The organism is Enterobacter cloacae complex sp. ESBL7, from assembly GCF_041679625.1.
GTDB lineage: Bacteria > Pseudomonadota > Gammaproteobacteria > Enterobacterales > Enterobacteriaceae > Enterobacter > Enterobacter asburiae_B.
In genome coordinates this window covers 1,059,138-1,076,608 of the sequence record NZ_JBGORN010000001.1, presented here as the reverse complement: position 1 = coordinate 1,076,608, position 17,471 = coordinate 1,059,138, and the positions used below count along the sequence as shown (strand labels likewise).

The window sequence follows — 17,471 nt, the reverse complement described above, 5'->3', positions numbered from 1 at the left end:
TAGAATACGCCGCCTTGAAGTTCAATGTCGTGAGTATTCCATGTCAGATAACAGCCAGAAAAAAGTGATCGTCGGCATGTCCGGCGGTGTCGATTCCTCCGTTTCCGCCTACCTGTTACAGCAACAGGGCTATAAGGTGGAGGGCCTGTTCATGAAGAACTGGGAGGAAGATGATGGCGAGGAATACTGCACCGCCGCTGCGGATCTCGCCGACGCGCAGGCCGTATGCGATAAGCTCGGCATTGAACTGCACACCGTTAACTTTGCCGCAGAATACTGGGACAACGTTTTTGAACTGTTCCTGGAAGAGTACAAAGCGGGCCGCACGCCGAACCCGGATATTCTGTGCAACAAAGAGATCAAATTTAAGGCCTTCCTGGAATTCGCCGCGGAAGATCTGGGCGCTGACTACATCGCGACCGGTCACTACGTGCGTCGCGCAGACGTGAATGGCAAAAGCCAGCTGCTGCGCGGTCTGGACGGCAACAAAGATCAAAGCTATTTCCTCTATACGCTGAGCCACGAGCAAATCGCCCAGAGCCTGTTCCCGGTCGGCGAGCTGGAAAAGCCGCAGGTGCGTAAAATCGCCGAAGAGCTGGACCTGATCACCGCGAAGAAAAAAGACTCTACCGGCATTTGCTTCATCGGCGAGCGCAAATTCCGCGATTTCCTCGGACGTTACCTGCCTGCTCAGCCGGGTAAAATTGTCACCGTCGACGGGGAAGAGATTGGCCAGCATCAGGGGCTGATGTACCACACGCTCGGTCAGCGTAAAGGCCTGGGTATTGGCGGGACCAAAGAAGGTAGCGAAGATCCATGGTATGTTGTCGACAAAGACGTCGAAAACAATATTCTGGTTGTTGCCCAGGGTCACGATCATCCGCGTCTGATGTCCGTTGGCCTTATCGCGCAGCAGCTTCACTGGGTCGATCGTGAGCCGCTGAAAGGCACGCTGCGCTGCACGGTGAAAACACGCTACCGTCAGACCGATATTCCTTGCACCATTACCGCGCTCGATGACGATCGCATTGACGTGCGTTTCGACGAGCCGGTCGCCGCCGTCACCCCGGGTCAGTCTGCTGTCTTCTACAGCGGCGAAATCTGTCTGGGCGGCGGGATCATTGAACAGCGCCTGCCGCTGCCTGCTGTTTAATACGATTCACACATAAAGGAGACCGTGTGGCGAAGAACTACTATGACATCACCCTGGCGCTGGCGGGAATTTGCCAGTCAGCCCGTCTGGTGCAACAGCTGGCGCATCAGGGTCATTGCGACGCAGATGCCCTGCACGTTTCACTGAACAGCGTTATCGATCTCAACCCCGGCTCGACCCTGGGCGTGTTCGGCGGCAGTGAAACTAATCTTCGTCTCGGTCTTGAAACCCTGCTCGGCGTGCTTAACGCCAGCAGCCGTCAGGGATTAAACGCGGAGCTGACCCGCTACACGTTAAGCCTGATGGTGCTGGAACGTAAGCTGAACGCCGCAAAAGGCGCAATGAATACGCTGGGCGATCGCATTGCCGGGCTGCAGCGTCAGCTCGATCATTTTGACCTGCAGTCCGAAACGCTGCTGAGCGCTATGGCCGGCATTTATGTTGACGTCATCAGCCCGCTGGGGCCGCGTATTCAGGTCACCGGATCCCCTGCCGTGCTGCAAAGTCCGCAGGTACAGGCAAAAGTGCGCGCGTCCCTGCTGGCAGGGATCCGCGCCGCCGTGCTGTGGCACCAGGTGGGCGGTGGCCGCCTGCAGTTAATGTTTTCTCGTAATCGCCTGACCACTCAGGCAAAACAAATTCTTGCTCATTGTTAACCTCCCGGAGTTGCGAATTATGGAATTATCCTCACTGACCGCCGTATCCCCTGTCGATGGACGCTACGGCGATAAAGTCAGCGCGCTGCGCGGGATCTTCAGCGAATATGGTTTGCTGAAGTTCCGTGTTCAGGTTGAAGTACGCTGGCTGCAAAAGCTGGCCGCCCAGGCAGCAATCAAGGAAGTTCCTGCTTTTGACGAAAAGGCAAACGATTACCTTGATAAAATCGTTGCCGAGTTTAGCGAACAAGACGCCGCGCGCATTAAAACCATCGAACGCACCACCAACCACGACGTGAAAGCGGTTGAGTACTTCCTGAAAGAGAAAGTGGAAAGCGTCCCTGCGCTGCATGCCGTGTCTGAGTTCATTCACTTCGCCTGTACCTCTGAAGACATCAACAACCTCTCTCACGCGCTGATGCTTTCCACCGCACGTAAAGAGGTGGTGCTGCCTTACTGGCGTAAAATCATCGACGCGGTAAAAGCGCTGTCCGTGGAATACCGCGACATTCCGCTGCTCTCCCGTACCCACGGCCAGCCAGCCACTCCATCCACGATGGGTAAAGAGATGGCGAACGTCGCGTACCGCATGGAGCGCCAGTACCGTCAGCTGGAGCAGGTTGAGATCCTCGGCAAAATCAACGGCGCGGTCGGTAACTATAACGCCCACATCGCCGCTTATCCGGAAGTGGACTGGCACCAGTTCAGCGAAGAGTTCGTGACCTCTCTGGGCATTCAGTGGAACCCGTACACCACGCAGATTGAGCCGCACGACTATATCGCCGAACTGTTTGACTGCATCGCCCGCTTCAACACCATCCTAATCGACTTCGATCGTGACGTGTGGGGCTACATCGCCCTGAACCACTTCAAGCAGAAAACCATCGCCGGTGAAATCGGCTCTTCCACCATGCCGCACAAAGTGAACCCAATCGACTTCGAAAACTCCGAAGGCAACCTGGGCCTGGCGAACGCCGTGCTGCAGCATATGGCGAGCAAACTGCCGGTATCCCGCTGGCAGCGCGACCTGACCGACTCCACCGTACTGCGTAACCTGGGCGTGGGCATTGGCTACGCGCTGATCGCGTACCAGTCCACCCTGAAAGGCGTGAGCAAGCTGGAAGTGAACCGTGACCGTCTGCTGGACGAGCTGGATCACAACTGGGAAGTGCTGGCGGAGCCAATCCAGACCGTGATGCGCCGTTACGGTATCGAAAAACCGTACGAGAAGCTGAAAGAGCTGACCCGCGGCAAACGCGTTGACGCCGAAGGCATGAAGCAGTTTATCGACGGTCTGGCGCTGCCGGAAGAAGAGAAAACGCGCCTGAAGGCGATGACCCCGGCGAACTACATTGGCCGCGCCATCACCATGGTCGACGAGCTGAAGTAACGCCCCTCTCCCCCTTTTCGCCCGAAAAGGGGGATGCTTTTCCCCGGTTTACTCAATGTTTATCCCCACAACAACATAATCAGCGTTAGACTGCACAGCGAAAAACACAACCAACACTAAAACAATAAGTTACTTATCATTCAGTGGTTTACTGAAATTGTAATGCGGACATTATCGGACAATAATGGTCATTTTATCGCCCCAAATCATGCCCCCAGAGCAGTATTGCCCCCAAATTTGCCCCCAAAATTCACACCTCTGCCAGCCCCCTTCTCACCATCACGCCTTGTAACACTCATCATTTCCACAACTCGCTTTTGGGCTGGATAGGTACCGCAACCAGAGTTAGTGTCTGACCCAACGAAAACACGCTATGGGAAGCACAACATGACCATCCAGACCGCAAAAACACGCCCTATGACCGATACCGCCCGCTGCATCAGAGATTCCATGATTCGGGCCGGTATTCGCAGCACATGGCCGCTGCACGACTTGGCTGACTACGCTGGTATTGAAGTGGGTAACGCTGAGTTTATCGTTACCCAGATGGAGCTGGCTGGATATGTGAAGAAAACACACTGGGGCCACTACATGCTGACTCAAACCGGGGTCACAGCGCTGTAACCCCGGCACTCATGGTCAGGTCGGGGTAAAGTTACAGATAAGCAGCTCTGCCGCCCTGTGGCCGTTATTACCGCCAACCGAGTAAGTGGTACTGGTGCTGCGAATGTCCAGACCGTCAAAAACCGCCCGCATGTCCGGGTGGTCGTTCACTGAAATAATAGCTTTCCCCTTAATTCCCCTTACCATTTCAGCCATAAACTGGTACTGCTCGATGCCGAAGGGTACGCCGTAGCCCTGAGTTTGCCAGTACGGCGGGTCGAGGTAAAAGAGCGTGCCGGGGCGGTCATAGCGGCGTATGCACTCCTGCCAGTCCAGATGTTCAATCGTCACGCGCTGTAGGCGAAGCCAGGCATCAGACAGCGTTTCTTCCAGGCGCATCAGGTTCAGGCGGGAAGGACTGGTGGCGCTGGTTCCGAACGTCCGGCTGTCAGCCCTGGCACCGAAGGACAGTTTTTGAAGGTAGAAAAAGCGGGCTGCACGCTGAATATCGGTCAGGGTTTCCGGTGGCGTCACTTTCGCCCAGGTGAATATTTCCCGGCTGGTTAAAGCCCATTTAAACTGCCTTATAAACTCTTCCGGGTGATTCTGCACAACACGGTATAAGTTGACGATATCGCTGTTGATATCGTTCAGCACCTCCACATCCGATGGCTCTTTCATAAAGAACATTGCTGCGCCGCCGCAGAACGGCTCGACGTAGCAGGTGTGCTCAGGGAACAATGGCAAAATGGTTTTTGCCAGCTTACGCTTACCACCAACCCAGGGTATTACCGGTAATGCAGAATGATTTTTCAAAGCGATCCCCTTCGTTATTGATGCTGCATTTATGCCCTTTATTGACATTCAGGGCATCCGTTCTGAAGATGAATCCGTCTGGTTCTTTCATCGGTTTCCAGACACAGCACAGCTTGTAGGATTCCGCATGGATGCGGTGCTGTGCGATATCATTATCAATGGCGGTGTGGTTTTACCTTTCATCTTGCGCTGATCGGTTACCCCAAAATTACACCGCCGCCCTCTATGGTGGCGCTTTCCGGGTTCCTGTTGTTCATCGTTATCGTCATTCTGGTTAGCGCCACCACCATTTGTTGACTTCTGCCACTCCCGTTATGAGTATCACCATGTCCGGTTTCCAGGCCGGTTTACCGGACACGGCGCAGCATTTGACGGGCAGTTGATGCTGCGCCATTTCCCTTTAGAGGCGATATGCTTCCTATCCATGGCAACGCAACCGCAGGATTTTGCGTTGCCATTTTTTTACTGCAGATTTTCCGTCAATTGGCAATTTGACCCAAGAACCTGAATCATTGTCATCACAAACGCAACTAGTTGAGGCACGCCATACGCAGGGCTCTCGATCGCAATAACAGCTGATACCGCAAGTTCTGTATTGGTTGGTTTATCATTTGCTTATTCATTACTCAAACAATGTGATACACCAGAACTATTGACAATTAAAAACACACACAATCAGTCAATTACTCCATCCAGTTGCGTACACGCATTTTATTGTGCTGTATTTTTTTATTAATAGGTTTAAGATCCTATCCAAGACTAGTGACTACAGAATCGAATGATATTATCATTCTGGGAATATAGGCTTAACCCTGCTATTTTTTACGTATCAGTTTTTTTTCCGGTGAATGCGTAGCCGCGCTTTATCCGACAACTTATTTTGATGAAAGGACGACCTCCATGGCATACCCAACAATAGCTGTTGCTAATGCCTTCATTGAACGTGCGTTAAAAGGCCAACTTCCCGATCTCGATCCCATGAAGCTGCAAAAACTGATGTTTTACGCACAATCCTGGCATCTAAAAATTTACGATGAACCTTTGGTCGATGACTTTTTCGCCAAGTGGCCATATGGCCCTGTAATCCCATCGTTATATCATGAAGTTAAGCATTACAAGTGCGGAAGCATCGGTACATTAATAAGCAATCTGGAAAGCAACGGATGGATTCAGAGCGTGGTTACTCCGACTGTTCCTCTCTCAGACATAAAAACCAATGAACTGATTGATAAAATCTGTAGCGTATATGGCCCACTTCGTGCGACCCAGCTTTCATATCTTACTCACCAGCCAGGTACTGCATGGTCAGTAACTGAAAAAGAGGGCTCTGTTATCTCTAACGAGGTGATGAAAGATTGCATCCAATAGGACAACTAAAAATGTCAGCTTCGCTCGATGACATTGGCAAGGGAAAGCCAAATGCCGGAGATATACCCGACTGGTCTCCTGGCGACTCAGCTCCTGTAAATCCTGAGCCAAAATCCCAAAAACACCCTGCACTAGTTAACGAGGATGTTCTCGACAGGCAGGCCGATCGGGCGCTTAGGGTAAAGTTCGGCGATAAGGCATACAAGGTCGCCCGCAAAAGCCTGTATGGCTGGAGCTGGCTTTTGGCTATAGACGCAGCCTTTCAATTCAGGTTTCAGCGTTCATTATTCGATGACAGTGTTTTGATTGCGATTACATCAGCTGTGACGCTGAACGTTTTTGCAGCCTTTCTGGGTGTAATTAGGGGGCTCTTTCCAGCGGGAAAGTCAGACAAGGAGTGATGGAGTGCGTCGCCATTAAAAGCCCCGACTGCTTACAACGGTTCGGGACTTTGCATTTTGGGGTGTAAAAAAGCCAGCTCATGGCTGGCATTCGCTCGTTGTTGCTTACTCCGGCTTATCCGGCCACTCAATCTCTGGCGCATCTTCCGGCTTAATACGCGTCAGCAGTACGCGGTATTTTTCCATTCGATAAGCTGAAACTTTTCGTCTTCAGTTGCCATACCGAGATCAACCGCATCCTGAAGAATGGCAATTTTTTCTCTGGCCTCTGCCAGCAATTGCCGCTGCGTCCCCTCAGCTACTACCACCGGGTCAACAACGGGGTCGGTCAGCACCGGCCTGCCGTTTGCGTCCGGGGTGATTTCCCTGCCTTTCTCCTGCCCGCTGAGCAGGGCGTTATATTTTGCCTCGGTGATTTCCACGGCATCATCAGGCCAGCCGTTAGCGCTTTTCTCGTAGGCTTCTTTCATTGAGCCGGGGTAAAAGCCGCGACGGGCGGCGCTGTAATAGTATTGTTCTTTCATTTTTCACCTTACTTGCCAAATGCAACCCAGAATGATGTGGCTTCCGGGTCACCACCTGAGCCATAAGTAAAACCGTTCTGGTCGCGCGATAACACCCTGATATTGGAAGCGGAATCTTTAATCGAGCCAACATATAAATCCAGCGTGAGCAGTACCCCTATACAGTAGTTCGGGAAGGCTCTCGGGAACGTTACGCCTGTGGATGGGCCGACGCGGTTAACCACCCCCATCTGCATAATCAAACCGGATGAGTCCTGCCACCAACCGCCGCCACTGCCAAGGGCGTCAATGATTGTCGATGGTGGCGGGTTGTTTGAAGAGTAAACTCGAACGCCTGGCGTGTCGTACACACCACCGCCCGCAATGATTGCATTTGGGGCGTTGAAGGTCCCGTCAGCATTAAAGCCAAATACGGCTCCATTACCGTTATCCCCGATAATCTGGATTATGGCAGAGCCAAAATCAGAATTTCCGCTGCGCAGGATGCCAAAGCTTACCGCAGCCCCGTAGCCATATTCTTCGGTGGCAGAAAGAGCTTTGATGATGGGTAAAAACTGAGAAACATCCTTAGGCGTCATTCGTCCATAAGGGATGATAAACGGTGCCGTAGGGTCAGCGTATTGATTTGCAAATGCCCCCGTACCCGGCCAGGCTGCCGGGTTTATATGGTAATAGCTGGCATTAGTAAGGTGATCAACGTTACCGCCATTGGCATTGAGTATTTCAACCCAGGCCTGCCAGGGGCCAGAGCCATTCCATTGCTCACTAAGCCCGCGAATAAATTTCCGCCTCGTGAACGTCGTGTATTCCTGCTGGCAGCCATATGCGCTCGGCGTGACCAGCAGAGTGCCGGCATCCGTTATCGGGTAATTATGTTCAGCTGTCGCGCCAGCATCAGCAGGCTGATAATAGACCCCTGCTGCGCTGATATCCCCCAGGGTATTGAGGTCGACACTTAGTGCCTGACTGAAAAGAGGGAGCGCCCCTGTTTGAGCTGCGGTCGGCGGATTCAGTGGACCGTAAAGCATTTGCTGCTTTTGATGGTTGACCGAACCATCAGCATTGACCTGCAGCCACTCAACAATGATGTTGCCGTCAGCGCGGACAAACATATTTGCTGAAAACTCCACCCCATCACCATTTGTGCCGTATTCAATATGCACCCCGGAACCAAAGTGCCCGAAGCGCTTATCCGCATCGCCGCCTCCCTGGATAAAGAATCGCGTGGGGAGTCTGTCCGGGGACTGAAGCTCGGCGTCAGTGGTTTGCAGGGCATAGCCGCCCAGCCCCATCCATCCGGGAACGGTCGCACGCCCGGCTGTCGTATCGGTCATGGAGGTGACGATATCGGCATCGGCAGCGCTGCCGAGTTGCACGTTGCCGTTGTCGGGTTCATGGCTGTTGACGGTTCGCACAAATCCCTTACTCAACGCGGACAGGTTAGTGTTCGCCAGCACCCAGGCGCTAAGTGTGCTGTTCCAGATCACTTCAATTTGTGCAGAGGCGAGAATTTCCCCGCCCGTCAGCGCGGTATTGGTATTGCTGTACACGGGAGCCGCTGGCAACCCGTTCGGTGAGAACGTCGACGCTCCGGTATTGGCACCTGAGGCCAGAAAGGTAAGCCGCATGCCGTCCGTCAGAGAAGTTACCGGCGGCGTGAAATCTGCCGCATAGGCATTTACGGTACCGTAGTCCCGTGCGTAGGTCATCTGAGAGGACTGGATTCCTGCAATAAGCCCACCAGCGGGAAGAAACGGTGCGCCGGGGACCATTATGATATTTGCGCTGGTCAGTTCCGTCTGTCCCGCGGCGACCATCACCACAAATGCGCCGATGTAACCCGAATCCGGCCCCGGCGTGGTCTGCGTACCGGTGGTCGCAGCAATACCTGCTTTTGCCTTAACAATGCATTTGCCGGAACGCACCGTACCCTGAGCGGTACCACTGTTATTCGGACCATGCCACGCCTGTGTGGGGTTTGAGGCATTGTAGTACGGCAGCACCGTGCTCTCCGTGTCGCTCTCTTCATATGCCATCTGAATCAGGTAGTTCTGGCTGAGACCATTCGTTGAAGGTGCCTGTAGTGGCAGGGTAATAGCATCAACCAGGAGCCCTTGCTTGAGAATGCTGTGGGTGGTGTCTGCCGGCAGCGAGGAATACGCCGTATCATCCACATTCTGCAGGCTGTAGATTTCGCCGGCACCTACCGTCACCGCCATGGAGGCGGGGCTGGTCGGCCGGCACGCCAGTCCGTGTAAAAACGTTGATTTACCCATGATGGCTTCAGCCAGTTTCGCGAGCCCCACCATGGAAAAACGGTTTGTTTCAAGCAGGTCATTTTCCAGCGGTATAGCGCCTGGGTAGATTATTTTTCGGTCCATTATTGCTCCGGATGAAAAAAAACGGCCACTGAGGGCCGTTTGTGTAGAAATGTGAATTTTGGGTATTACAGGATACGGACCCAGACGCGGGTTCCGCACATTTTGACACTGTCGATAGCGGCGTATATGTCCGCATCGCTCAACTGGCCATCGGCCATTTTTCGGGAAACCCACACCGCGCGGGAGGGGGTGCTGTAACCTGCAGTGCTGATACCGTAGCCGGCAATATCGGACACGCCATCGCCCACACTGCGGTAAACCGTTACAAACGCCTCATACGGCATATTCAGCGAACCGTAGCTGCCCGCCATGCCATAACCTGAGTTCGGGCAGCGGTAAGCGCCGGTATCTACCGGATTACCCGGTTCGATAATCAGCGGGTCGCGTCCGGTCAGCTCCCTGACCACCAGCACAATGGCACGGCGTGTTGCCTTCTCCCTGAACAGGTTCACCTTTATCCAGGCACGGTATGAGTCATCCGACTGCCCGAGCTGTCGCGGTAAATTATTCCCGAAAAAATCGCTGGCAATCATATCCAGCCAGCCGTCGGTGGCCGTATTAATACGGGTCTGCAGCCTGGCATACGCAATAAGCGCGTACAGCGACGCGTTGACGCTGGCGAAGCCCCGCAGGATGGCATCGATAACCACAGAATTATCGCCGAACCATGACTGCGGCATCAGACGCTTCAGGCGCCTGAACTGGTCGTTATTGTCTCCTGCCGCCATTATGTCACCTGCACCATTCCGGCCTTGATTGTCTGGCGACCATCAACGGCGATGTCGTCGCTGCCACCATTCAAAAAAATCCCCGTCACGTTGATGATGGCCGGCGATACGGCATACGCCACGGCTGACAGGCTGGTATATGCCAGAGGGTTACCGAGTCCCAGCGCGTTAATGTGTGTCACCAGTGCGGCTTTAACCTGAATCGCCAGCGCGTCATGGTCATAACCCGGAGCTGTCGTCACGCTCATGACCACATCCGCCGTTACCACGACGGGCGAAAAAACAGCGAAGACAATGGTAAAACCCCGCACGGCCTCAATCGCGTTGTACAGCGAGGAAATCAGCGCCTCTGTGGGATGGCCTGAGCCGTCATCCACCACCACGAAGAAAAAGCCCAGCCGTTCGCTGCCGTCATAGTTCTGGTTCTCAAAGAGCTGATACGTCAGCCCTTCACGCGAAGAAGATACAGCGTAACCAATAGCCCCTTTGGTGGCCTTGGACAGTGAGGCGATGTACTGAATAAACCGGGCGCGCAACTCCGGGTCGGTCTCTGCATCACTGCCGCTGGTAATCGCCGTTTCGTTGGTGACGGTATCGATCCCCGGAATGGCACTACCAATGGTATTAATGGCACCGACGACGGCGTTACCATCCGCCCCGGCCACCAGGGCCTGAACCGGCACCAGAACGGAAGTAATGCCCGGTGGCAGCACATAGCCCTTTAAGGACGCATCCCAGGTGGATTGCGTTGCATCGGCCTGTACGCTGTACTGCTGCGAGCCGTCGCGGGTCTGGGCAATGCTGCCCACCGGCACCACCGCCTGACTGGTGGCAGTGTAGCGGGCAAAGCGCACCATACCATCGGCATATTCCGCCCCGATACGTGTCACACCGAAATCCCCGACCCACGAATCAAGATCTGCACCGGAGGACGTTGCCGCCCGGGTTAGCGCCAGCAAATTGAGAACCAGGCTCTGTAGCCACATTGCCACTGCACTGTAAGCTTCCACCACTGCACGCAAAATACTGCCAATAGTGGTATCCAGCAGACTGGAGCTGCCCCCCTGAATGGCCGCCACCTGCTCAGCGACCAGCGTATTAAAGTCTTTTGTATCCATAGTCACCTGTTCACGTTAAAGGAAAGCAGCACGGGTTCCAGAGTTTCAGCATCGGTGTAGCGGATTGACACCGAGACCCCGTTGGGAATGGCCTTCACTGTGATAACCGGCGCAGGTGATTGTGCAACAGAAGCCTCCATAGCCATCTGCCCCCGGATAAGTGCAGTAATCTCCGGAATATTCGCCACCTCACCAACACGCTTCGGCAGTCCTGCCCCGTAATCACCATGGAAGAGATAATCACCGCCATCATCAGGTGAGCGGGGGTTGGTTAGCAGCCGGCGCAAGACCCGCTGCTGACTTCGGGTAGTGGCAGTGACGCCCTGCAGATCGCCGGAGGATGACGTACCAACATCCCCACCCATGTAATGGTCTAAATCCATCAGCTTCACTCTGGTCCCTCCGTTCTCACCGTGTCGCCACCGCCCTGCACGCCCGTCACTTCGTGATCGTGTGTTTCAACCTGAATGCCTTTGACCGTCGCCCCCTCTTTCACATCCAGCGGGCCAATAAGCGTGGCTGTGGTATCACCACCTTCCGCGACGGTCTGCGAAATTGGCCCGTTCAGCCCGATCGCACCGTTAAGGTCGATCGCCTGTGCGGTCGTGGTATGTTTGCCCTTCACTACTGTTGTGGCATCGCCCTCCACTGTCAGGTGATAATCCCCTTTTACGGTCTCTTTAAGATTGCCGGCAGTCTCCAGCTCGACGCTGCCATCGTTGTGAAATTTCAGTAACGAACCGGACTGATGCACCAGCCAGAACTCGCCCGATGGACAAGCGAGCGGTCTGTCTTCATCGTTATAAAATCGTAAGCCAGCAGAGCCGTATCCCGTCGCCCCCTCCTGATAGTCAATCTCCACCAGGTCACCGATGGATGGCGGACAGAACAGCCCCCACCCGCTGCCGACCCACAGGGATTTCAGCGGTAGCCACCCGGTCAGCACATTGTCCGGCTGCAGAGCCACCCTCACAGAGTAGGTTGCAGGGTCGTAGCTGGTGACCGTTCCCTGCCGGGTCGTTGCCACCGACTGCCCCGCCTGCTGCGCCGCCGCACGGATGGTATTGAGTAACTGGTTCATCATGAGGTTATCCCCAGATCGGGACTGGTGTTTTTGGCTGTTATGTTCATCCGGTATCCATCCGTTACGCTCAGCGTCCGTGCAATGCTTTCCGGGTAATACACCTGGTCAAAATCCGTCTGTGTTCCCTGTACGCGAACGGATTGCGCCACCGTCAGCAGGTTATCCGCCGGCATCCCAGCAGTAAGGTGCATCTCATGGCTGACAATATGCTCATACATCGCCTGCGCCCGCTGCTGCGCGGCCTCTTGTGTGAGCCCCGGTACGGTATAGCGATATCGCTGCGTTGGTGAGGTGGACTGACCCGGCAATGTGGTTTTACCCTGCTTCGGCCAGAAGGCGCTGAATCCCTTTTTGGCTTTAGCATTCCAGCTTCTGACCTCAACAGATATTCCTTTGGCAATGGTCAGGTTGCGGGAAAACTGCAGGTCAATGATGTTCGACCTGGCGTAGTCCCTCTGTGGATCTGGTGGTGTCCACTGAATCAGATAATGATTATCTGACGACGCCGCCCGCTGCGTGAAATACAGCGTGTTGCCGCTGACATACAGGTCAAATCCCTCCACGTTCGCCAGATAGCTCAGCAAATCCCATTCGCTCTGCTGCTGCGTGGTATCCACAAAATCGCTGTGGTAGAAGCTTCCCGACATGCGGGTGGTTGGCGTCACGACGGCCTTCAGCCCGTGGCGTGCCGCCAGCGTTTCGGCTATCTGGCTCGCGGTTTGGTTCGCAAAGTGTTCGCTTGTTTTTGTGTCGATAAAGAGTGCTGTATTGTCCCGCCCGTTTAGCTCCAGCGTCCCCATGGGGAAATCAGGGGAAAGCTCATCCACACGCCCCAGAATCAAGCGGTCGAGGTCTTTTTCGGTATAGTGCTGCGGGTCTTTGGGAAAACCGGCGAACACCTCCACGTCCATCTTTCTCTGGCTCGCGAACCACTGCAGGTTTCGCTGTGGCGGCAGCATCGAGGACACAAAGACCAGGCGAAACGTGTCTGCGCTGCGGTGTGCGTTGTTCACCACCTCCAGCGACCGCCAGCCGGTAATAATTTTTCCGCCAATTTTCACTATCCCCCGCGGGTAACGTACTGCTCCGGTTAATGCAACATCATTGATATCAGCCACTCATCCCCCCGCGGTTATTGCCAGATGCCGGTATGCTCAGGTCGGTCACACTGCCAATCTCCGGGTCGGTCAGGCCGTTTGCCTGCGCAATTGATGCCCACCCCATTGGATCCCCGTACGACCGCGCCGCCTGGGCATACAAATCACCGCCGGCCATCGTCACCACTTTCTCGCTTGAGGCTATCTGTCCGAGGTTCAGCGCCACCCGGCCGAGGGTTTTGGTAATAGCGAGCAGTGAGACGGTCTGCACCACTGCCGTGTTCTGTGTTGCAAAATTCTGAATATTGCGCGTCAGCGTATTACCCGGCAGCACGCCACCGAGGGTGGACAGCTGCTGAATGGACAGTGTCGCGGATGACAGCAGGTTACTGACGCACATCTGCACGCCGTGGATTTCGTACATCACACCTTTCACCGTACCGATCACGTCGTTGCTGAAATCATTGATGGTCTGCACCGTATCGACCAGGGAACCGAAGGCATCCGACAATTCGGGGATCCCCAGACTGTCCACCAGCGCCTGACACGCCGAAATATCGTCAAATACCAGTTGCTCCAGGCTCGGACCCGGCGGCGTATCAACAGCACTCGTCAGATCCTGCGACACCTCCAGCGTGATGTGGTAGGCGATCCGGTACGGCATCAGAAAATCAAAGGTCAGGCTTTTTATCACCGCCTGAAAACTCAGCTCCGACCAGGTGACCTTCACCGGCACGCCGGATTTACGCACGCCATCGAGATAGCGCGCCCTGCCCAAGCCATTGTTGCCCACAAAAAAGCCGCTCCAGGTGAGCGGCTCAGGGTCGGGTCCCATGGCATCTATTTGTTTGACTCCCCCCACCAGCCGATGGACCACCAGCGACTGGCTGCCGCCAAAGGGCAAGTTCTCCGGTAGCTCGTAGCGGGCAAAGGTAAACTGCTCCCCCGTAACCGAGTGAGTGAGGATTAATCGTGTAAGTGACATGATTTATTTTCCAAAGCCTACTGTTGGCGGTGCCATCGTTGGATCAAATGTACCCGGCGTTGAACGAGCTGCACGTTCAGCTTCTTTAACCTGGTATTTTGTGGTGGCCTGGTGAATGGGGCGACCATCGAGATTGGTGGTATGGTTTAGCTGAATGGTTTGCTCCTTCGCCGGGGGCACAAACTGGCTACTCATCGCGTTTGCATACTGCTGCGCATAGCTGCCACTATTGTCTTTGCTCTGCTGCTGACGCTTCATTTCAGCCACAAACTGCTCGTGCGCAGTCCCCTTTTCTGCGGTCACCGCCCCGGATGGAGCGACATCCTTCGCAGCATGCAGGGAGGGAGGATTTGTGTGAAGTGATGGTTCAGGATGCTCATGAGGATTTACCGTCACTGGCGTGATATTTACGCCAGGCAGATGATTCAGCAGACCAATGATATAATTTATCAGGGACTTAAAACCAGAAGCGATGACATCTATACCGTGTTGCATGGCTGCTTTCGCCCTGGCCCAGATATTCCGCATTATCTCTTCAAATTCTTTGCCCATCTGATTAGCGCTTTTTTTCACATCTTTATTATGTCGGTACAGATAAGACCCGGCCACCACTGCAGCGGTAATGGCCCAGACAACAGGCCCTCCCAGAATCTCACCCAGTACGCCCAGAGATCCCACCACGCCCGTAATCATCGTCGGGAGCCCAATCAATCCGGCAGCTGAAACCACCGAGCCAAGCAGCAATATTCCGCCGGACAATAGTGTGACACCCGCCAGTGCAGTCGCGGAATACATCGCAAGTTTTGAAGCCCATGGATGTTTCTCCATGAAGTCACTGATTGCGTCAAACATATGAGCAAACTCCAGCGTCAATTTGCTCACCGTGGGCAGTAGCTGAATGCCGAGAACGGCTTTTAAGTTCGTCCAGCTGGAGCTTAAGGCCATAGCCGCGCCATCTGGCGCATTCAGATAGTTATCATAGCCCTGGTTAAAATCCATGGCGTTTCTGAATACATGTGAATCTTTATCCAGCTTCGCTCTGTTTTTAATCTGCGCCGCCAGAAAATCCCCGGTTTTACGGTTAAAGTTGGCGGAAATAATTTGAGCAACCTGATCGTCGCTGAGATTTTTGCCGAATTTATCCCTGATCCTCTCTTCCAGAACAGAAACAAACTTATCCGGATCTCGCATGAACAATGTCGCAAAATTGGATTTCAGGCCCCCACTCAGTATTCGCTCAGCCCCCAGGCTTTGCATGTATATCTTTTGGTCTTCGGGGCTCAGCCCTTTCATGGCATTTTTTATTGACTGAATTCGCTCTTTGCTGATCCCTTCCTCCCCCAGCCCCAGCGTTGCCAGGAAGCCTTTAGCTTTCTGATCCATGTGACCGCCTACCAGCGAACTGAAAGAGGTCATGAGCATCGTACCGACCCGATCGCCTGATTTGAACATCGTCATCAGCGCCGCCATGGGGCCGTAGAGATAGCGATCGGAGAGGAAGGAGTACGCCATGCCGCCTGTCTGAGAGGCAAGCAGGAAATCCTGTGCTCGGACCCTGTTTTTTGTCGCCAGGGTGACCTGCGATGCCATAGACAGTTCTTTTTTGAACTCGGCCGGATTTGTCAGGACATCACCACCACGGTGCTCCAGCGCCTTCGCCATGGCATTCACGGCACCATCCGCGGCATGCTCACCCAGCGCCATTTTTAACATGGTTTCGTATTTGGTGAATTCTGGTGCGGTCTCGATGGCATGGTGCAGGTCACCAAAAGCGGTATGCAAGTCCTGAATTAACCGGATGTTTCCGGCAATAGTCGAGCCAAGAACCTTATGAGACAGGGTTGCTGCCATCGAGTTTACTTCTGCCATCTGCGATGCAGTAAGATTGAGCGTTCTGAAATCCGCCTGCGCCATCATCAGGTCTTTGGCTGACTTAAGCGTCGCGTCTATCCCTTTGGTTATCGCGAGACCAACACCGGTTAACGCCCCGCCCGCCAGCATCATTTTACCAATGCTATCCAGTCGGCGCTGAAACTCTTCCGCATCCCGGTTAGCGGTGGCGAACTTGCCAGAGATTGCCATCAATCCCTTGGTGATGTTCTCGGTCATCGTCACCCTGACGGCGACCTTATAGGCTTCGATGTCCATGGATTGCTTCCTGTGGGACCTGTAGAAAATAAAAAACCCACCATTTGGCGGGTTTTAGTTATTGGCGTTAATCCTGATAAAGGTACAGTTCAGCCTGCTCAGGCCATCTGAACCCGATGCAGTCTGGATACATCTATATGCTGCTGAGTCTGCCACAAATCATAATCATTTTGCATGCCGAGCCAGACTTGAGGCGAACTGCCAATGACAATAGACAGTTTCAGAGCCATCGCTGGTGACACATCAGACTGTCCAACAATCAAACGCAATACTGTCGACGGGGCCACCTCCAGCTCTTTGGATAAGCCACGCGCACTCAGCCCCAAAGCATCCATAGCTTCTTTAACCAGTACACCAGGATGTGGTGGGTTATACATCATAGCCATTAGTGATAATCCTCGTAGTTCACAATATAGACATCGCCATCAACAATCTCGAAGGTTATACGCCAGTTCCCGGTAACCGTGATAGACCAGATACCCTTCCTGTCGCCCATCAACTGATGCAGATAAAAGCCGGGAATGTCCACATCATCAATTTTCGCAGCCCTGTTAAGCACTTCCAGGCGAGTGGCTATCTTTGTTGCCTGTTTAGCATCAATTCCAGCCATAGAGCCTGATTCAAAAAACCTTTTCAACCCTTTGTGCTTAAAGCTCTTAATCATAATGCCCGTTTTTCGTAGTGTTGCGCGATACGCAAAGTATACACCATGCCGCGCACCATGCAACGCCTGGCAACGAATACACGGGATTACCTTGAAACGGGTGATAGCAGGCACAACATCCTGTTTTGCCACACTCCGTGGCGACATTTATGAGGATTACCAGTGTCATTAAAACCGGGCCAGAATTCTGGCAAAAATGGTGGTATTTTTCAGGAAATCGGACCTCGTGGTGGCGCAAAGGACAATTACGCTACCGTCCGTGATAACCAACGCATGCCACCTACGCAAAATCCTGGCAGCACGTGGAAAGAAATCAAACGTACGCCAGACAGCAAAAGATAATTAAGCCAAAGCC

General features: G+C 53.8%; 18 protein-coding genes and 1 pseudogene. 7 read left to right on the top strand and 12 right to left on the bottom strand.

Features of this window, described 5'->3' with window-relative positions; translation table 11 throughout:
• The first annotated feature begins 40 nt into the window (after positions 1-40).
• The 4 genes from mnmA (at position 41) to ACERY3_RS05355 (ending at position 3,823) form a co-directional block, all read left to right on the top strand.
• Positions 41-1,153: a tRNA 2-thiouridine(34) synthase MnmA gene (gene mnmA, locus ACERY3_RS05370; protein WP_032657963.1), complete on the top strand. Its 1,113-nt coding sequence runs from the start codon at positions 41-43 to the stop codon at positions 1,151-1,153.
• A 26-nt stretch (positions 1,154-1,179) separates the two neighbouring features.
• Positions 1,180-1,809 (top strand): high frequency lysogenization protein HflD, encoded by a 630-nt coding sequence (gene hflD / locus ACERY3_RS05365; protein WP_023311236.1) that lies wholly within the window; start codon positions 1,180-1,182, stop codon positions 1,807-1,809.
• A 19-nt stretch (positions 1,810-1,828) separates the two neighbouring features.
• Positions 1,829-3,199: an adenylosuccinate lyase gene (gene purB, locus ACERY3_RS05360; protein ID WP_008500757.1), complete on the top strand. Its 1,371-nt coding sequence runs from the start codon at positions 1,829-1,831 to the stop codon at positions 3,197-3,199.
• A gap of 387 nt (positions 3,200-3,586) precedes the next feature.
• Complete coding sequence (locus ACERY3_RS05355) at positions 3,587-3,823, top strand: hypothetical protein (protein WP_373225240.1); 237 nt, start codon at positions 3,587-3,589, stop codon at positions 3,821-3,823.
• Between the two features lie 15 nt (positions 3,824-3,838).
• On the opposite strand, the gene ACERY3_RS05350 is transcribed toward ACERY3_RS05355, so the two are convergent.
• On the bottom strand, positions 3,839-4,618 hold the full coding sequence (locus tag ACERY3_RS05350) for a DNA adenine methylase (RefSeq protein ID WP_373225239.1): 780 nt from the start codon (positions 4,616-4,618) through the stop codon (positions 3,839-3,841).
• A 900-nt stretch (positions 4,619-5,518) separates the two neighbouring features.
• Here ACERY3_RS05350 and ACERY3_RS05345 point away from each other — a divergent pair.
• Both ACERY3_RS05345 and ACERY3_RS05340 read left to right on the top strand, forming a co-directional pair.
• Positions 5,519-5,986 carry a type II toxin-antitoxin system antitoxin SocA domain-containing protein gene (locus ACERY3_RS05345; RefSeq protein ID WP_335265247.1) on the top strand — a complete coding sequence of 156 codons (468 nt, stop codon included), beginning with the start codon at positions 5,519-5,521 and terminating at the stop codon, positions 5,984-5,986.
• A gap of 11 nt (positions 5,987-5,997) precedes the next feature.
• Positions 5,998-6,387, top strand: a complete 390-nt coding sequence (locus ACERY3_RS05340; protein WP_335265246.1) for a hypothetical protein — start codon at positions 5,998-6,000, stop codon at positions 6,385-6,387.
• Positions 6,388-6,492: 105 nt separating this feature from the next.
• Here the strand turns inward: ACERY3_RS05340 and ACERY3_RS05335 are convergent.
• From ACERY3_RS05335 to ACERY3_RS05285, 11 genes and pseudogenes are all read right to left on the bottom strand, one after another.
• Positions 6,493-6,857, bottom strand: a pseudogene (locus ACERY3_RS05335) (tail fiber assembly protein).
• Between the two features lie 62 nt (positions 6,858-6,919).
• Entirely contained in the window at positions 6,920-9,292 is a 2,373-nt protein-coding gene (locus ACERY3_RS05330) for a pyocin knob domain-containing protein (RefSeq protein ID WP_373225237.1), read from the bottom strand.
• Positions 9,293-9,357: 65 nt separating this feature from the next.
• Positions 9,358-10,020, bottom strand: a complete 663-nt coding sequence (locus ACERY3_RS05325; protein WP_373225236.1) for a hypothetical protein — start codon at positions 10,018-10,020, stop codon at positions 9,358-9,360.
• Positions 10,020-11,138, bottom strand: a complete 1,119-nt coding sequence (locus ACERY3_RS05320) for a baseplate J/gp47 family protein (protein ID WP_373225235.1) — start codon at positions 11,136-11,138, stop codon at positions 10,020-10,022. The genes ACERY3_RS05325 and ACERY3_RS05320 overlap by 1 nt, the downstream gene beginning before the upstream one ends.
• A 2-nt stretch (positions 11,139-11,140) precedes the next feature.
• Complete coding sequence (locus tag ACERY3_RS05315) at positions 11,141-11,521, bottom strand: phage tail protein (protein WP_373225551.1); 381 nt, start codon at positions 11,519-11,521, stop codon at positions 11,141-11,143.
• Between the two features lie 5 nt (positions 11,522-11,526).
• A complete protein-coding gene (locus ACERY3_RS05310; RefSeq protein WP_373225234.1) occupies positions 11,527-12,222 on the bottom strand; it encodes a phage baseplate assembly protein V in 696 nt (231 codons plus the stop codon).
• On the bottom strand, positions 12,219-13,340 hold the full coding sequence (locus ACERY3_RS05305; protein WP_373225233.1) for a type IV secretion protein Rhs: 1,122 nt from the start codon (positions 13,338-13,340) through the stop codon (positions 12,219-12,221). Before ACERY3_RS05305 ends, ACERY3_RS05310 begins: the two co-directional genes overlap by 4 nt.
• On the bottom strand, positions 13,333-14,304 hold the full coding sequence (locus ACERY3_RS05300) for a hypothetical protein (RefSeq protein WP_373225232.1): 972 nt from the start codon (positions 14,302-14,304) through the stop codon (positions 13,333-13,335). Before ACERY3_RS05300 ends, ACERY3_RS05305 begins: the two co-directional genes overlap by 8 nt.
• A 3-nt stretch (positions 14,305-14,307) precedes the next feature.
• Entirely contained in the window at positions 14,308-16,452 is a 2,145-nt protein-coding gene (locus ACERY3_RS05295) for a hypothetical protein (RefSeq protein ID WP_373225231.1), read from the bottom strand.
• 98 nt (positions 16,453-16,550) lie between these two features.
• Entirely contained in the window at positions 16,551-16,838 is a 288-nt protein-coding gene (locus ACERY3_RS05290) for a HigA family addiction module antitoxin (RefSeq protein WP_373225230.1), read from the bottom strand.
• Positions 16,838-17,116, bottom strand: coding sequence for a type II toxin-antitoxin system RelE/ParE family toxin (locus ACERY3_RS05285; protein ID WP_373225550.1), 279 nt, complete (start codon positions 17,114-17,116; stop codon positions 16,838-16,840). The genes ACERY3_RS05290 and ACERY3_RS05285 overlap by 1 nt, the downstream gene beginning before the upstream one ends.
• Positions 17,117-17,278: 162 nt before the next feature.
• Here ACERY3_RS05285 and ACERY3_RS05280 point away from each other — a divergent pair, with 162 nt between their 5' ends.
• Positions 17,279-17,458 carry a hypothetical protein gene (locus ACERY3_RS05280; protein ID WP_373225229.1) on the top strand — a complete coding sequence of 60 codons (180 nt, stop codon included), beginning with the start codon at positions 17,279-17,281 and terminating at the stop codon, positions 17,456-17,458.
• Positions 17,459-17,471: the final 13 nt, after the last annotated feature.

Excerpts from the sequence above, each read along its gene's own strand:
- ACERY3_RS05310 (WP_373225234.1), bottom strand. The coding sequence starts at position 12,222 with ATGATGAACCAGTTACTCAATACCATCCGTGCGGCGGCGCAGCAGGCG.
- mnmA (WP_032657963.1), top strand. The coding sequence starts at position 41 with ATGTCAGATAACAGCCAGAAAAAAGTGATCGTCGGCATGTCCGGCGGT.
- ACERY3_RS05340 (WP_335265246.1), top strand. The coding sequence starts at position 5,998 with ATGTCAGCTTCGCTCGATGACATTGGCAAGGGAAAGCCAAATGCCGGA.
- ACERY3_RS05300 (WP_373225232.1), bottom strand. The coding sequence starts at position 14,304 with ATGTCACTTACACGATTAATCCTCACTCACTCGGTTACGGGGGAGCAG.
- ACERY3_RS05290 (WP_373225230.1), bottom strand. The coding sequence starts at position 16,838 with ATGGCTATGATGTATAACCCACCACATCCTGGTGTACTGGTTAAAGAA.
- ACERY3_RS05285 (WP_373225550.1), bottom strand. The coding sequence starts at position 17,116 with ATGATTAAGAGCTTTAAGCACAAAGGGTTGAAAAGGTTTTTTGAATCA.
- ACERY3_RS05320 (WP_373225235.1), bottom strand. The coding sequence starts at position 11,138 with ATGGATACAAAAGACTTTAATACGCTGGTCGCTGAGCAGGTGGCGGCC.
- purB (WP_008500757.1), top strand. The coding sequence starts at position 1,829 with ATGGAATTATCCTCACTGACCGCCGTATCCCCTGTCGATGGACGCTAC.
- ACERY3_RS05325 (WP_373225236.1), bottom strand. The coding sequence starts at position 10,020 with ATGGCGGCAGGAGACAATAACGACCAGTTCAGGCGCCTGAAGCGTCTG.
- ACERY3_RS05345 (WP_335265247.1), top strand. The coding sequence starts at position 5,519 with ATGGCATACCCAACAATAGCTGTTGCTAATGCCTTCATTGAACGTGCG.
- ACERY3_RS05330 (WP_373225237.1), bottom strand. The coding sequence starts at position 9,292 with ATGGACCGAAAAATAATCTACCCAGGCGCTATACCGCTGGAAAATGAC.
- ACERY3_RS05315 (WP_373225551.1), bottom strand. The coding sequence starts at position 11,521 with ATGGATTTAGACCATTACATGGGTGGGGATGTTGGTACGTCATCCTCC.
- ACERY3_RS05355 (WP_373225240.1), top strand. The coding sequence starts at position 3,587 with ATGACCATCCAGACCGCAAAAACACGCCCTATGACCGATACCGCCCGC.
- ACERY3_RS05295 (WP_373225231.1), bottom strand. The coding sequence starts at position 16,452 with ATGGACATCGAAGCCTATAAGGTCGCCGTCAGGGTGACGATGACCGAG.